Below are 16,417 nucleotides of genomic sequence, written 5' to 3' on the forward strand. Positions count from 1 at the left end.
TTTAATTATGAAATTTATCTTTGTTCCATTTTGAAGGATTCTCTTCTATATAATTTTGAATGGTATCGAATGCTCTTGAATCACGGATAACATGATCGTAAAATCGGGATTGCCAATTAAAATCGGCATGAATTTTACGCATTTCAAAACTACACCTGCCTTTATACCAACGAATGATTCGGGATATATTTTCATGAAACATTGGATTATTATTTCCAGAAAAACCGCCTTTTTTATCAACATCATCATGTAAAGACGCGATTAATCGCGTCTCAACGTGTGCATTTACATTGGCATTTTCCACATTTTCATTTTTAGATGCGATTAATCGCGTCTCTACGAATTTATTGATAATTAATATCCCATGCATATGATTGGGCATAATCACAAAATTACCCAATTCTACAAAAGGAAATTTATTCGGAATTTCATCCCAAATATCATGGGCAATTTTTCCCAATTCATTCAATTGCATTTCGCATTTTTCATCAATCGTATCCCGTAGAGACGGGATTAATCGCGTCTCTACGTCCGCATTGGAAACATCCAATTTGGAAACAACATCCCCAAATAAACATTCCATTTTATCAATGCATATTGTGATGAAATACGCTCCATTTTCGCCATAATCCCAATCTTGCAATCGGGAGGATGGAATTCGATATTTATTTTGAAATTTTTTCATATTTCATTATTATTGAATATCATCATTTTTTATAAAATGATTCATTTTGCTATATGCTATCCAGTACAGACGCGATTTATCGCGTCTCTTTCATTCCCCACAATTCGATTTCGCAATTATAGACGCCATGCTACCGCTGTACAGACGCGATTTATCGCGTCTCTTTCATTCCCTACAATTCGATTTCACAAATATAGACGCGATGCTATCCGCACGTACAGACGCGATTTATCGCGTCTCTTTCATTCCCTACAATTCGATTTCACAAATATAGACGCGATGCTATCCGCACGTACAGACGCGATTTATCGCGTCTCTTTCATTCCCTATCATTCGATTTTATCAATTATAGACGCGATGCTATCCGCACGTACAGACGCGATTTATCGCGTCTCTTTCATTCCCTATCATTCGATTTTATCAATTATAGACGCGATGCTATCCGCACGTACAGACGCGATTTATCGCGTCTCTTTCATTCCCTATCATTCGATTTTATCAATTATAGACGCGATAAATCGCTTCTCTACCATCGCTGACAATTTTATAACGCACAAATAGACGCGATGAATCGCGTCTCTACACAAACATTTGCTGCAACAATCCTTTTTTAAATTCTTGCGTTTTTACCAATTCCCCATTTACCTGTTCTATTTTACCATCGATCCCCGATAAAAAATTGGCGATTTTTTGTTGTTCGGGTAAGGATGGAAAGGGTAATTTAATATCTGAAAAATATTTGTAACTAATCATTTTTCCATCTCTAATACCTTCAAGGTTTTTTTGCAATTCTTTAATGTAAGAACTTGTTTTTAAATATGTTTTGTAAAACAATTTGTTTACATTTTCAGATATTGGTCTTAAGATAATATAAGCAGGACTACAAATTCCCTTATAATTTGAATATTCAATTCCTCCTTGAAACGACCTTAGGCTTATTACAAAATCTCCAATTTCAACTACTTTATAACTATCAATACTTTTATCTGTCACAGAAACTGTATAATCGATTAGATCTCTTGGAATTGCACCATGCTCTTGTGTTATGGCTAATATTGGTAAATCTGAATTATGATTTTTATTAGAAATACTTTCAAAAAGAATATTTCCATTTACTTTTTCCCAATCCGGATATTCCTTTCCATTTTCATCTTTAAACCGCAATTTGCCCGAGAACAATTGTTGCATGACGCCCTTTTTGTATTGTTCTAATAAATCCTTTTTGCGGGACAATTGCTGTGTTTTTTCATCGACCGCACTTAAAAAAGAAGCTATTTTTTGTTGTTCGGGAAGGGTAGGGATTGAAATTGGAAATTGTAAAAGATCAACAACAGTAATATTAGCTTGATTAGCATTTCCTCTAGCAATACTTTTCATGTAATGCTGATATTTTTTACTATTAATAAGACCTATTACATAAGCATTATCAATATTTTTAATATTTTCAAATTTGAGCATATTTTGATTTAACAATCCTTCATCATTATCTTTAATATAAATTCCTCTACCTACGGCTGATTCAATCATTTCAGGTTTTGAACCAACAGTAGTTATTATAATATTACCAGATTTTAATTTATATTTTTCATACAATTTAGATTTATGTTCATCTATGTAAACTTTCTCATTTTCAGTTTTAATAGAGTCAATTGATAAATCAGAAACTCGAACAATTCTGACGCCATTTTCTTGATAATCATCTGATTTGAACGCAAATCCTTTCGTGTATTTTATTACGTCATTGAGTAAACAATTTTTCCATTCCCCATCAAACCCAGGAAATCGCAATTGTGGTACTTTTAGGCTATTCATGACGGGTAGTTTTTTGCGTTAGGGATAGGAACGGCATCCTTTTGTGGAGCGCAGCGGAACAAAAGATAGAGTGGATAGCCCGACCCGCCTTTTTCTGGCGGGGAACGCCCCAATAATCGTGTGTGTATAAAGTGTTATTCATGATTAAAATGGGGTTTCAATTCCTAGTTCCCTACAAAAACCGGCAATGGTAGCATCGGTGGTTTTGCTTTCATGGGCTAAGGCTCGTAATTCTTGGGTTATGGCTTGTAGGTCTATGGCATCTTCCTCTTCAAAGGTGTCTACGTAGCGCGGGATGTTTAAATTATAATCATTTTCGGCGATGGTAGAGACGCGATTAATCGCGTCTGTACGATCGCGGGAAATAGGGGCAATTTGGGAATATTTTTCTTCCTCGGTGCGATTTTTATAGGTTTTGATTATTTTATCAATGTCTTCTTTGCGCAGTACGTTTTGGGTTTTTACTTTCTCAAAATGTTGGCTGGCATCTATAAACAAAATGCTATCTGGATTGTTGCGTTGTTTCTTCAAGACCAAAATACAGGTTGGGATGCTGGTTCCGTAAAAAATATTGGCGGGTAAACCTATTACGGCATCGAGGTAGTTTTTCTCCTGAATCAAATACTGACGAATGTGTCCTTCGGCACCACCACGAAACAATACGCCGTGTGGCAAAACGATGGCCATGGTTCCGTTATCGTCCAGCTGATGTACCATGTGTTGTACAAAAGCAAAATCAGCTTTTGAGCTTGGCGCAAGTTTGCCATAGGCCGAGAAACGATCATCGGTCATGTGCAACGGACTCGCAGACCAGTTGGCCGAGAATGGCGGATTGGCCACGATGGCTTCAAAACGCAAATCGTAATGTTGTGGGCGTTCTAGGGTATCTTCGTTTTTAATGTCAAAACGTTTGTAGTGTACATCGTGCATGATCATGTTCATGCGGCACAAGTTGTAAGTGGTAGGATTCATTTCCTGACCGTAAAAAGCGCTGACGTCTTTTACTTCTTTGGCTACGCGCAACAGCAAGGAACCCGATCCACAAGTTGGGTCGTATACGCTTTTGAGTTTGTCCTTACCAACGGTTACTAGTTGCGCCAAGATGCTACTGACTTGTTGTGGTGTGTAGAATTCGCCCGCTTTCTTTCCTGCTCCACTGGCAAACTGTCCTATTAAATATTCGTAGGCATCGCCCAGAACATCACTATCGGTATTTTCTAAATCAAAATCAATTTCGTCAAGGTGAATCAAGACTTTAACGATCAATTCGTTTTTATCGGCTTCTGATTTACCGAGTTTGTGAGACGTTAAATCCAAATCTGAGAATAGGTTTCCAAAATCTTCTTCACTTTCAGATCCCATGGTACTTTGCTCAATGTGCGTGAGTACTTTGGCTAGATCGCCCAAGATGAAATTGTTTTTTCCGCCTGCGTTGCCTCTGCGTGCTAGTTCTGAAAACAAATCGGCTGGCTCTAAGAAAAAGCCTAATTTGTCAATAGCCAATTGTTTGATTTCTTGCATCAAGAGTGCTTCGTCAGGATGTCCTACTACTTGTTGAAAGGTCAAACCGTCTGGCTGTAGGATAGTGTTGGCGTACAAATCCATTTTTGTACTCAGGTACTTGTAGAAAATGAATCCTAATATGTAATCTCTAAAATCATCGGCATCCATTTTGCCACGAAGGGTGTTTGCGATGTTCCAGAGTTGTTGTTCTAATTTTTGTTTTTGTTCGGCTGCCATGAAGCGGTTATTGTTTTGAATGATTTGCAATTTGCGCTAAAGTATTGAATAAATCCTTAAGGCAAAAGCGGAAACTAGTAAAGCGATTTTCAAATTGCAATAATTCCATACCGTTTGATTTATTTTGATTGTATTTCTGTAAATAAACGATGTTTAAAGTTAGTTTACCATACCCACTTTTAGTGATATTAAGTCACCACTTTTTCTCTCAAAAAACTTTAAAGAAATCATAACACGATGAAATTCAGTTTTTTGATTAATCAAAAGAAGAATTAATCCCAAAACAGATAATTTTTTTATCTGTTTTTTCAAATTAGGAATTCTATATTTGAAGTACAACAGATTTATAATTGCAAAAATCACTAGGTGCTCTATGGAAAACTACAAGCCAAATAGTATCTAAATTATTGAACCCTTAAAATAATTTGGGGTGTTATTTTTATAAATAAGTGCATTCAAACGTCAAATCTGATGGTCTTTGTTAACAGGAAAACAGGTTGAAATTATTACTAATTTTTGTTTTGATCCTGAATATAAAATTGAACACAATTTTTAAAAAACATATGGTTTTATGGCTCGCGAGCCCAGTAAATACATTGAAATTTTACGGTCTGCGCAATTCATAACGCTGAGGTCCCGAGTTCAAATCTCGGTCTCGCTACAAATTTTAAAAATCAAAAAAAATATATTTTAAAAGGTGTTTAAGCAATTTAACACCACTTTTCAATGTATAATTTATTACAATATTTGCAATGTGAACACGGTTAAAGTAGAAGAATTTATGGTATAAGCTAGAGGAATTTAAATCGCCGTTGAAATTATTGCAGCTACTACTAAATATATTACAAAAGAAAGGGTTCTAGATGTAGAGCATCAACTAAACGATAAACCCAGAAAAAGATTTGGTTATAAAACACCAATGCAAGTATGTATAAATAAATTACAAATCAGGAAAAAGTTTCATTTATAACTTGAATCCGCCTACTATTAATTCATCCTCAACCGCAAATGCTAAGCTTTTGCGGTTTTTTTGTCTTTTTTTCAAAATAAGTATTTAAAAAAATAAATAACTGACTGTTAGTTGCTTATGAATTTTAACTAAATTTGATAAGAATCTTAATCCCAAAAATTATGTCAAAAAAAATTCTTTATCTTTTAGGAATTGCACTTACCCTTATTTTAGGTATGTTTTTGTACCAAAACTATTGTTGCAATTGCTGTATGAAGCCTCCGAAATTAGACGACTCAACAATTGTTGTCAATAATCAGAGAACTGGTCTAGTTCCTTTTACTATTAAAGGGAGCGATTTCGACTACCACTGTAATGACAATATTAAATTTGTCAAAAACGAAACAGCGGCTCTTGTGCCCTTTTCTGATTCTGTAGCAATTGGATTTAAAAATCTACAAGCAGTATTGCAATCTAATCCTAATAAAAAAATTAAGATTACAGGTTATGCCACTTCCGACGAAAAAAACACCACTACTTATCCGAATTTAGCCTTAGCTCGAGCTAATGATCTAAAAAAGTATTTAATTTCAACTGGTTTTGATGCCAATTCTTTTGTTTTAGAAGGAGAAATTAAAGATAAATGGGAAATGATTTCAGACACGCTTATTGGTCCTGCATCGTTTAACATCATTGAAAACGACCCCGCAAGCACTAATCAATGGGAGGTGTTAAAAGCAAAAATAAATGCAAATCCACTCATATTGTATTTCAACACGAATGAATCTCGAGAGAACTTGAGTACCGAAGAGCAAACTAAAATTGCTGAAATAGCAACTTATTTAAAAAATGTTCCTAACGCAAAAGTGAGTATTGTAGGGCATTCCGACAGTGTTGGTGCAAGAGAAGCAAACATTGTTTTAGGACAATCACGTGCTGAATTTGCTAAAGCATTTTTAATAAAAAAAGGAATTGATTCAAAACAAATTGAAACCAGTTCGCAAGGTCCAGACAATCCTATTGCGGACAACACAAGCGAAGAAGGAAAATCAAAAAACAGAAGAACAGTTGTTACTATAAAATAATCAAAAACACATTTAATTATGAATATACCATGTATCTTAATACCCTTAATAGTAGGGTTAGTTTGTGCCTTATTAGGCTATTTGTTAGGAAAGTTGTTGTCCAAAAACAATTCCGATTCAAGTTCTTTGAAAAATGATTTGGATGCTTGTTTGCAAAAATCAAATCAATATTCTAAAACTATTGCCGACTTAGAAGCTGAATTGGCAAATGCTAAAAAAGCAACTTCTCAATCTTTTGCAAGTATACCCGATGCTCCTAAATTTTTATTCGATTCCGAATTAGCGGCTTCGGTTTTTGGGAAAAAAATCAAAGAAAATGATTTAAAAATTGTAGAAGGTATTGGTCCAAAAATCGAGGAATTATTTCACGCAGCAGGCATCAAAACTTGGCAAGCTATGTCTGAATCCTCTGTTGAAAAACTCCAAGCTGTTTTGGATTCAGGTGGCGAAAGATTTTCTGTTCACACTCCCGGAACTTGGGCAAGACAAGCTGCATTAGCATACCGAGGAAAATGGCAAGAATTAAAAGATTGGCAAGATAAATTAGACGGAGGAAAAGAATAAAAAACATTATTTTATTTTTAAAAGCTACAACGATACTCGTATTTGTTGTAGCTTTTTTGTTTATTTTGAGTTATTTTATTTGTACATTTTAACACTCCATTTTTTGACAACGATTTCATTAATTGATTTACTTTATGGAAAAAGGAAAAAAGTAACGTTCTACACGCTAAATTGTACATTAAATTTTTCGGATTTAGAATTTTAATTCTTGAAATTTGTAGCCGATAATTCTAACTCAGCTACTACAGGAATGTATACTAAAACCAAAGACTGTAACGATGATGGTGAAATTAGCACAATTACCATTCGAACGTACATAGGAGGAAATACCTATGGTTCCCCATTGTATTTAAAATTAAAAAACTCTGCTGGATCATAATGAGGGAACCTTTCTATTCCGATTAAAAATCAACATAAATTAAAAGTTTAAATCCTACTGTAATTGAATTGAAATAGAACTTTCCAAAATGTTTTTTAAATAAAAAAAGCCCAACATTACTGCTGGGCTTTCGTTTGATATCAAATAGTCTACCAAATTTTAACACGTTTATCAGTTGCTAAATAAAGTGAATCTATTGGTTTAATTTTAAATGCTTCATAAAATTCTGGAACGTTGCGTACTACGGCATTAATTCTGAATTTAGCTGGCGAATGTGGATCAGAAGCAATTTGATTGCGTATTGCTTTTTCACGGCTTTTGTCTAACCACACTTGTCCCCAACCTAAAAACACTCTCTGAATCCCTGTGAAACCATCCATAACTGGTGCTTCTTTTCCGTTAAGGCTTAGTTTGTAAGCTTTAATTGCAATACTTAATCCTCCCAAATCTCCAATGTTTTCTCCAAGGGTAAACTCTCCGTTAAGATTTAAATCTGGAAATACTTTGAAAGCACTGTATTGATCTACTAATGATTTTGTTTTGGCTTTAAAAGCTGTTAAATCTTGTGGTGTCCACCAGTTTCTCATAACACCTTCACCATCAAAAGTACTTCCTTGATCGTCAAAACCATGACCAATTTCATGACCAATTACCGCTCCAATTCCGCCATAATTTACCGCATCTTCTGCTTTTAAATTAAAGAAAGGCGGTTGCAAAATAGCCGCAGGAAATACAATTTCGTTTAAGGTAGGATTGTAATAAGCGTTTACTGTTTGAGGCGTCATTCCCCACTCTGTTCTATCAACAGGTTTTCCTAACTTGTTTAACATTCTATTGTATTCAAATGCTCTAGCTCTTTCTGCATTTCCATACAAATCGTTTTTAGCTACTTTTAATGCTGAATAATCTCTCCATTGGTCTGGATAACCTATTTTAATCATAAATTTATCTACTTTGGCAAGCGCTTCTTTCTTGGTGTTTTCACTCATCCAATCTAGCTTCTTGATACTTTCGGCATAGGCTTTCAAAAGATTTTTAACCATTCCGGTCATGCGTTCTTTTGCTTCTGGCGAGAAATGCTTTTTCACATATACTTTACCTACTATTTCTCCCAAACCACCATTAACACTGCTTACACCTCTTTTCCAATCTTCTTCCTGAGCTTCTGTACCGTAAAGTGTTTTTCCGTAAAAGTCAAAATTTTGTTTGTCTAAAGCTGTTGTTAAATAATTGGAAGTATTGTTAATCAAACTCCATTTAAGGTACGTTTTCCAAGTATCAATTGGCGTGTTTTTGATAATAGTATTTAAGCTTTTGGTATATTCCACCTGAGATATTACGATTGTTTTTTCTTTATCAATACCTGCATTTTTAAGCATTGCATTCCAATCGAAATCGGCCATTAATTTTTTTAAATCGGCTACATTGTACTTGTTGTAGAGTTTTGCAGTGTTTCTGGTTTCCTCTTTTTTCATGTGGCTGGTTGCTAATGCGGTTTCCAAAGCCATGATTTTAGAAGCACTTTCAGCTGCATTTGGAAGCCCAACCAACTGCAACATTTTTTCTATATGTGCTACATATTTCGCACGTGTTTCAACCATTTTTGCATCAGCTTGCAAATAGTATTCTCTTTCAGGAAGACCTAATCCGCCTTGCCAAGTCATTAACGTGTACTGTTTTGGGTTTTTAAAATCTTCGGTAACCACAACAGAGAAAGGCATTGAAACGCCTGTTCTGTTTGATTTTCCAAAATAAGCTGCCAAGTCCGTATAATTTGCAATAGCATCAATATTTTTCAATTCTGGTTGAATTGGCGCAATTCCTTTGGCATCACGGTCTTTTCTGTTCATGAAAGAGCTGTAGTAATCGCCAATTTTCTGTTCGTCTGAACCTTCGGCAAAAGTACCCTTTGATGCTTCTTCGATAATCGCTTTTACATCCTTTTGAGATTGATCATACAAGATATCAAAAGCACCGTAAGACGTTTTATCAGCTGGAATTTTATTGTTTTTTACCCATGTTCCGTTTACATAGGCATCAAAGTTGTCACCAGGATTCACAAGAGTGTCCATATTTTTTTTGGTAACACCTGAAATTAATTCTTCTTTTTTATTGCACGAAGCCATAAGAACGACTGCAGCAACCAAAGAAATTTTTAGATTATTCATTGTTGAAGGTTTATTAGTTGGTTTAATATATTTTCTTACTTTCTTAATTGTTAGTTGCTTTTTTTTGTAATTTGTTACATGAAAAGTAGCAATTGTATTTTTTATGAAATTTAATGAGTGATTTACTTTATTTGAAAATATATTCTCAACTAAGGATTTAAAGATTGTATTATTCTGAACATTTTGCAGTGTAAACAATTGTTATACATCGAAAAAATGCGGTGATTAACTTAATTAGTCGCTTTATACCGTTCCAACTTTTCTCGAGGTGGCGAACTTCGTGACCGTTTATTTACCATTAAAGATAAATATTCTTGCAAAACGCAAACGTGAACTTACCACAAAATTCGCAATTGCGAGAAACGGCTGTGATTTTGATTATGGTCTTCCTTTTTTAGGGAATTCAGGTTTCCAAGGCGGTATTATTACATGCTTTTGGAAATATATTAATGTCCTTTTCGATTTTAATTTTACATCTACGGTATAAGATTCTGGTTTAGAATCCAATGTATCAACAAATACATCAAAACTTCTGTTTAATGATTTTTCTTTTGAGAACAATCTAATTTTATAATGACCGTTCACTTTACCTATGTACTGCAATTTAGCAGTGATATTATTATTTCTATCAATCGGAATTGTAATTGTCTTTGACCATGAATTGATAATGACTTGTGGAGCAACACTAAAATATTTGGTTAGAGTGTCTGGGTAATTTTTTTTCCCTTCTAAGATAATCTCTTTAGTATTCCAGTTTCCTTCTAAATTAATTTCTTTAGACCTGTAAAACGCTAATAATAATATACTTATAATAAAAATAAATATTATTGTTCTTCTAAACCATTTCATTTTTAGGGAGTTTTTTTACAGGCTGACATTCTGTCACTTTGCGGGGTTCGGGATTAAAGATACTAGATTTTTCGGCTAAACACAAATTTCCAAATACAGAACCAACTTTAAATTAAGCCTATTGCCTAAATTGGTTGTAGCGTGTGTTGGGCGATGGTTATTTTAAACTATTAGACATATCTTCCAATAATTTAAAAAAGTCTAAAAGGTTATAATTTCTTCTTTCAATTTTAGATGTTTTCAATAAATATTCACCAACACTCGGAATTGTTAGAGGATTTGTGCCAAAATATGCACGTAAAACCTTTTTGTAATCTTCCAATGATTTTGTTGAATTATGTGCAATGTGGTTTCTTAATGTTCTATAAGTTGAAAATTTAGTTCTATTAATTGTGTAAGGAGTTTTTATAGGAAAGCCATCTTTTAAATATAATTCAGAACGTTCTATAATAGTATCTGGACTATTCCAATCGATAATTTTCATTGAAGATTGTATTAATTTTTCAGCATGAAAAAAATCTTTAGGTTTTAAATATGATTCTATTTTATCATTATTTGCATTTTTTTTCTCTTGAGTATAAAGCAAAAAAATATCTCTTAAAAAATTTTCATACTCTCTAAAAGCACTAAAAAAAACAGATTCAGTTAATAAATGAAGCTGTTTTTTTGATAGTTTATTATTTTGAAAATTTTCTTGATTAATCTTATCAAAGTTTTTTAGTACTTGAAGTTCTTTACTAAAATCATTGTAAGTTGCTGATATTTTAATTCTTTTCTTACTCATTAAGAATTAAGTGAATTAAAGATTTTTTTACAAACAAAATTTGATCTTGAAATTCTTGCAGTCGTATCTGTAGTTCCTCTTCTTGTATAGTCTATAAATTCTTTGTAGTCAGATGGAATGTCTATTTCTTTGTCTTCTGTATATGTGTCAAATTTTAAAGAAATTTCATCAAGTATCACACGAAGTTTGCCTATTGTTTTCTCGTTAATTTTCGCTTTGAAGTCATTATTTAATCCTTTTAAGCCATAAAGGCAATGGCCTAAACTTGTAAATAATGTAAAAAATAATTGAGGTCTTTTCCAATTTGTATTTGCTAATTCAGCAGGTGGATAAATACCCCCTATATAAGACATAATTACATCAAATTTTTCTGAGGCTTCTGGTAAATCATCTTCTTCTTCCTCGTATTTTTTATAATAACTTTCAACACCTTTATTGGTTTTTACAGTATCAATAAGAGCAATGAATAAATCTGCTGTTAATTCAGCTTCTGCCATCCTTGTAACATTAGCTTTGGTTAAAACACTTCCTTCAATATAGTAATTCACATATTTTAACCCATATTCGAATATGTTTTGTTTAAAATAACCAACATATCTTGCATTTAAAATTTCTTGAGGTTGTAGTTTAACTGTATAGGAATTTATTCTCGCAAAAATATCAAGAATATCTTCATAAGGTAAATCAAATAATACATCAACACCTAATTCATATTTTAAAAATTCATTTTGTACTTCAGGAGGAAGGTTTTCATAAGTCTTGCCACTATATTCTTTGTTATGGACTCTACTTATTTTGAAATCACCATTATAAAATCCAAGAATTGTGCGTAATCGTTGTTGACCATCAACAACTACACGTACATTTTTGGCACCTTGTAAATTTTGAGTTATTAAAATTTTAGGAATTGGCTTACTTCTAATTAGAGTATCAATTAGATATGACTTTGCTTTTTCTGTCCAAACAGACCTTCTTTGAAAATCAGGTGATAATTCTAAAAGACCATTATTGTGCCATTCTATGAAGTCGGAAACATTATAAGTACGTGTATCGAAATTTTTCATTTTTTAAAAAATATATTGTAACATTTAATATTTATCAAAATTAGTTAAATATATTCTGATGTCCTTTTTTTCTGCGCTTTTTTATAATCTCGCCCAACTTGTAAATAGACCTAACAATATCAGACATATCACACCAAAACCGGGTTGGCTTCTCTGACAAACGTTATAATTTTGTTTTTGCTAATCTATAATTAAATTATTACAAATAAAAATATTTTTAAGTTTACAATCTTACATGGTTTGTACCCTTGTTCCTTTTATGAAAATCTCCACAAGCTTTTTCATTTTCATAATAACACTGCTGAAGCGGATTATTAACCGTACCCATTCCAATTAGAAACTCTAAATTATTATTCATTAATATAATTTTCTAATCTTCTTACTTTGTGCGCATACATTGTGTACAAAAAATGTAAATCCGAGTGATCGAATTTTATTCAACAAATCTTGCAAATCCATTTTTAATAGGATATAGTTGTTTATATTCTTTATTAATGATGCTTTCACCTTTTTCATTGATAAAAGTAAATTTTTCGTTATTTCCTAGTTTTACCAGCGCAATATTATTTCTGAAAGGGAATGCTTCTTTATAAATATTTGAAATAAAAAAAATTCCTTTTTTGTCAATGTATCCGAATTTTCCATCTTTTTTTGCAACTGCAATTCCGTTACTAAAATCGCCATGCCAGCAAAATTCTAAATCAGGTTGAATAACTATTTGATTTGAGGAATTAATATAACCAATTTTCTTACTATTTGTATCTTTACTAAAAAATGCTAAATCTTCATGAAAAGGATTCAAATGTTTATATTCAAAAGGAATGATTGTTAGATTATTTAGATCAATTGCTCCCCAAAAACCATCTTTTTCTGCAATTATTTTATTTTCTGAAATATTCTTAACTTGATCGTAGATTAAAGGAATGATAATTTTATTATCTTTATTTACATATCCTATTTTTCCATTTTTAACAACCTTCATCAAACCATTTTCAAAATAACCTGAAATTTCATCATAATCAGAAAAAACTAGAAGTTTGTTATTTTGTATGTCATATAAATTTTCAGGATAATCACTGGCTTTTACATTTGTCAAAAATTCTGTTAATCCAGTTGCAATTGATTTTAATTGTCCTTTTTTAAGCTTGTTTTTCTTATCATCACTTACCAAAACAAGATTACTTAATATCGGTTTATACGAAGTTTCAAATTTTTCTAAAAATTGCAGTTCATTACCATTTTTATCTATGTAAAACCATTTTTTACCTTTTTTTACTGACGCAAACCCATTATAAAATGGGAATGCATCGTCATAAATCAAAGGAACAATAATTTTTCCCTTTCTATTTATGAACCCATATTTTTCATTTTGTATCACTAAACCCAAATCGTCTTCATTCCAATAAGTAATTGAATAATCTGGAAAATATTTTGTTTTTCCATTTTTAAACAGTAACCCTGGAATAGAGTCTTTAACAACATTTGCATAATCTCCTTTAAAATCAGATGCATAATCAAATTCCGCAGTTTTAAAAACTTTCCCGTTTTTTGAAATGTAGCCAAATTTTCTATTTTTTTCTTTAGTGTCTTTTGTCATTAAGAAATTTATAAGATCAGAATAATATTCTGCAACACTCTCTACTGGATATGAATTTATTTTCAAAAATTCTCTTTGAAAAACATCTGACATGTCTTTGTTCTGAGCATTTATTGTAATACAAATCAAAAAAAATAATAGTGAAATTTTATTTTTCATATATTCAGTTTTATAAGGAATTTTGGTTACTATTCATGCTAAAGTTCAGGCGCTTGGCGAGGTTGGGTATTGATAAAGACTCATTTTTCGATTATAGGCAAGGTTTTGCATCTACAAAAACAACTTAAAATTAAGCCTAAACCCGCCATATTGCCAAACGCTGGTTTTACGGCCTTATTCTACGTTAATTGTTATTGGGAAAACAAATAAAGTTCGAACTAATTGATTATTCTTTTTAGCGGGTTTCCAATTTGGGCATAATTTAAAGACACGTAAAACTTCTTCGGCAGTTCCATAACCAATATCTTGTGTTATTTTCATATTAGTTAATGAACCATCTTTTTCTATTATAAATTCAATTATTGTTTTTCCTTTCAATCCCGATTTTTCTGGCGCGACAAAATTCTTTCCAACAAATTTATAAAACTTTTCCATTCCTCCTTCGAAGTCAGGTTTCTCATCAACTTCAGTAAATTTGTAAACAGTTTCATTGTCCATTAATTCTTGACAGTAACTATTTGCTGCAAAGGCTAACAAGACAATTAAAATAATTTTTTTCATATAGTTAATTTGGTTTTAAAGTCGTCTTTTATAATGACGCTCAAATTGTATATCCGTCTAACAAAATCAATTACATCACACCAAAACCGGGTTGGCTTGTCTGACAAACGTTATCATTTTGCTTTTGCTAATCTATAATTAAAACAGTACAAATAAAAATATTTTTAAGTATATAATCTTACATGGTTTGTACCCTTGTTCCTTTTACAAAAATCTCCACAAGCTCTTTCATTTTCGTAATAATCCGATAACCAATGTTTTCAATGTCTTTAAGGTTTGTGATTTTCTCATCAATGCATATTACTAGGAAGTTTAAAATAAAAAGTACTGCCTAGACCCAACTCACTTTCAACTCCAATAATTCCGTTTTGTGCTTCAATAAATTCTTTGCTAATCGCTAATCCGAGTCCTGTTCCTGACTTTTGGCTTCCTGGTACCTGAAAATATTTATCAAAAATTTTAGTTTTATAACGGGAATCAATTCCTTTTCCAGTATCAATTACTTGAAAAACAACCTGATTGTTTTCATTTTTAAGTTTTACTATTATGGTACTATTTTCTGTTGAATACGTAATTGCATTGGTTAAAAAATTAATCAAAACCCACGCAGTTTTTTCACTATCCGCTTTTATATCAGATAAATTTTGATCAGTCTCGACAACTAGTTCAATTTGTTTTTGTTCTGCTTGCACTTTTACAGCTTCGGTAGCGTAGTTCATAATTTCATAAGGATTACTCTTTTCTATATTCAGCTTTATATTCCCGGATTCTAACTGCGACAATTCCAACAGTTCCCCAGTAATTTTTAATAACCGCTGACTATCGTCTTTTATACTTTCTATTAATTGCTTTTGATCTTCATTAATGTTACCTGTTTCTGCTTTTTCAAGTAATTGTAAACTTAATTTTATGGATGAAATCGGGGTTTTCAATTCATGTGAAACGGTAGCAATAAAATTGGTTTTAGCAAAATCCAATTCTTTAAAAACAGTAATATTTCTTAAAATAATAACATTCCCAATATCAATAATTTGATCTTCTCCTGTGGGTTTGATGGTAATGTTTATGGTTTCTTTTTCGAAATAACTTTCTTTGCCATCAGCAAAAATTTTCATGGGAAGCGATTTCTGTTTTTCGCTTGACAGATCGGTAATTACTAACGATTTCATCAAATCATTGGTCAGAGCAAGAGTTGTTACGAGTTTACCCATAACGTCCTCTGATTTTAAACCAATTATTTTCAAAGCCTCATCATTTGCAAATAAAATCAAACCCTGATTGTCTAACCCGATAATTGGGTCGTGCATGTTGTTGATTAAAGTTTCTAGTCTTTTCTTTTCAAATGACAGTTTATACAAATTACTATTATTGTATTCCTGCAGTTTTTCGGCCATGGTATTGAAAGATTTGGCTAAATCTCCAAATTCATTGTGGTTCATAAAATGCACTCGTTGCGAATAGTTTTTATTGGCAATTTGCTTGATACTGTCCGTGAGTTCTTTTATTGGATTGGCAATATTGTTGGGCAAATTCACTAATAAATTGAACGCAATCAAAAAGCAAAGTGTTCCTGTTACTGCAATCCAAAAATTAGCAGTCTCTGCTGTGTGTTTTGCAATATCACTTTTTTCTTTTATTGCATTCATATTCAATTTCATAATCTTGAAAATGTCTTGACGAATTTGGCTTTTTAAGGTTTCATCAGTTCTGCTTTCTTTCAATAAATCGAAATTTTTCTGCAAATTATAGGTCGCTTTGTCTTCGCCAGCCTCCGTAATATTGGCAATTTGTTTGGTAATATTATTTTCAAATATAGTAATTGCTTTTTCTTCATTCCCGTTAATTTCATCTAACGAAAGAAGCATATTACGTGAATATTCTAGTGTGTTATAATTGGCTTTCAGAATATTTTCGGTGTCTTTTTTTATCGAAAAAATATAAAATGCCGCTGCTAATGAAAGTATGATTATCATTAGAAAAAGCAATCCAACGCCCAGATTTAATTTGGTTTTAATTTTCAT

The 16,417-nt window shown here is 32.3% G+C and carries 13 protein-coding genes; 3 read left to right on the plus strand and 10 right to left on the minus strand.

All coding sequences use genetic code 11. From position 1 onward, the window contains the following. Window position 1 precedes the first annotated feature (1 nt). The 3 genes from AC061E_RS06245 to AC061E_RS06255 form a co-directional block, all read right to left on the minus strand. Window positions 2–685 (minus strand): transposase, encoded by a 684-nt coding sequence (locus tag AC061E_RS06245; protein ID WP_478285478.1) that lies wholly within the window; start codon window positions 683–685, stop codon window positions 2–4. A 579-nt stretch (window positions 686–1,264) separates the two neighbouring features. Beyond that, window positions 1,265–2,497 (minus strand): restriction endonuclease subunit S, encoded by a 1,233-nt coding sequence (locus AC061E_RS06250; protein WP_478285479.1) that lies wholly within the window; start codon window positions 2,495–2,497, stop codon window positions 1,265–1,267. A gap of 144 nt (window positions 2,498–2,641) precedes the next feature. Then, the gene (locus tag AC061E_RS06255; RefSeq protein WP_478285480.1) at window positions 2,642–4,237 is read right to left on the minus strand and encodes a type I restriction-modification system subunit M; all 1,596 of its coding nucleotides are present in this window, start codon (window positions 4,235–4,237) and stop codon (window positions 2,642–2,644) included. Between the two features lie 1,131 nt (window positions 4,238–5,368). Here AC061E_RS06255 and AC061E_RS06260 point away from each other — a divergent pair. The 3 genes from AC061E_RS06260 to AC061E_RS06270 all read left to right on the plus strand — a co-directional run bounded on the left by AC061E_RS06260 (window position 5,369) and on the right by AC061E_RS06270 (window position 7,214). After that, complete coding sequence (locus AC061E_RS06260; protein ID WP_478285481.1) at window positions 5,369–6,271, plus strand: OmpA family protein; 903 nt, start codon at window positions 5,369–5,371, stop codon at window positions 6,269–6,271. Window positions 6,272–6,289: 18 nt separating this feature from the next. Further along, on the plus strand, window positions 6,290–6,835 hold the full coding sequence (locus tag AC061E_RS06265) for a helix-hairpin-helix domain-containing protein (RefSeq protein WP_478285482.1): 546 nt from the start codon (window positions 6,290–6,292) through the stop codon (window positions 6,833–6,835). A 208-nt stretch (window positions 6,836–7,043) separates the two neighbouring features. Then, window positions 7,044–7,214: a hypothetical protein gene (locus AC061E_RS06270; RefSeq protein ID WP_478285483.1), complete on the plus strand. Its 171-nt coding sequence runs from the start codon at window positions 7,044–7,046 to the stop codon at window positions 7,212–7,214. 149 nt (window positions 7,215–7,363) lie between these two features. Here AC061E_RS06270 and AC061E_RS06275 read toward each other — a convergent pair whose 3' ends face one another. From AC061E_RS06275 to AC061E_RS06305, 7 genes are all read right to left on the minus strand, one after another. After that, complete coding sequence (locus tag AC061E_RS06275; protein WP_478285484.1) at window positions 7,364–9,382, minus strand: M13 family metallopeptidase; 2,019 nt, start codon at window positions 9,380–9,382, stop codon at window positions 7,364–7,366. A gap of 378 nt (window positions 9,383–9,760) precedes the next feature. Next, entirely contained in the window at window positions 9,761–10,231 is a 471-nt protein-coding gene (locus AC061E_RS06280) for a hypothetical protein (RefSeq protein WP_478285485.1), read from the minus strand. A 157-nt stretch (window positions 10,232–10,388) separates the two neighbouring features. Continuing rightward, window positions 10,389–11,015 (minus strand): hypothetical protein, encoded by a 627-nt coding sequence (locus AC061E_RS06285; protein WP_478285486.1) that lies wholly within the window; start codon window positions 11,013–11,015, stop codon window positions 10,389–10,391. Then, complete coding sequence (locus AC061E_RS06290) at window positions 11,015–12,079, minus strand: DUF262 domain-containing protein (protein ID WP_478285487.1); 1,065 nt, start codon at window positions 12,077–12,079, stop codon at window positions 11,015–11,017. The genes AC061E_RS06285 and AC061E_RS06290 overlap by 1 nt, the downstream gene beginning before the upstream one ends. Before the next feature lie 433 nt (window positions 12,080–12,512). After that, on the minus strand, window positions 12,513–13,835 hold the full coding sequence (locus AC061E_RS06295; protein ID WP_478285488.1) for a WG repeat-containing protein: 1,323 nt from the start codon (window positions 13,833–13,835) through the stop codon (window positions 12,513–12,515). 174 nt (window positions 13,836–14,009) lie between these two features. Continuing rightward, on the minus strand, window positions 14,010–14,396 hold the full coding sequence (locus AC061E_RS06300; protein ID WP_478285489.1) for an energy transducer TonB: 387 nt from the start codon (window positions 14,394–14,396) through the stop codon (window positions 14,010–14,012). Between the two features lie 290 nt (window positions 14,397–14,686). Further along, entirely contained in the window at window positions 14,687–16,417 is a 1,731-nt protein-coding gene (locus tag AC061E_RS06305; RefSeq protein ID WP_478285490.1) for a HAMP domain-containing sensor histidine kinase, read from the minus strand.

It is taken from the genome of Flavobacterium sp. GNP011 (genome assembly GCF_056428925.1).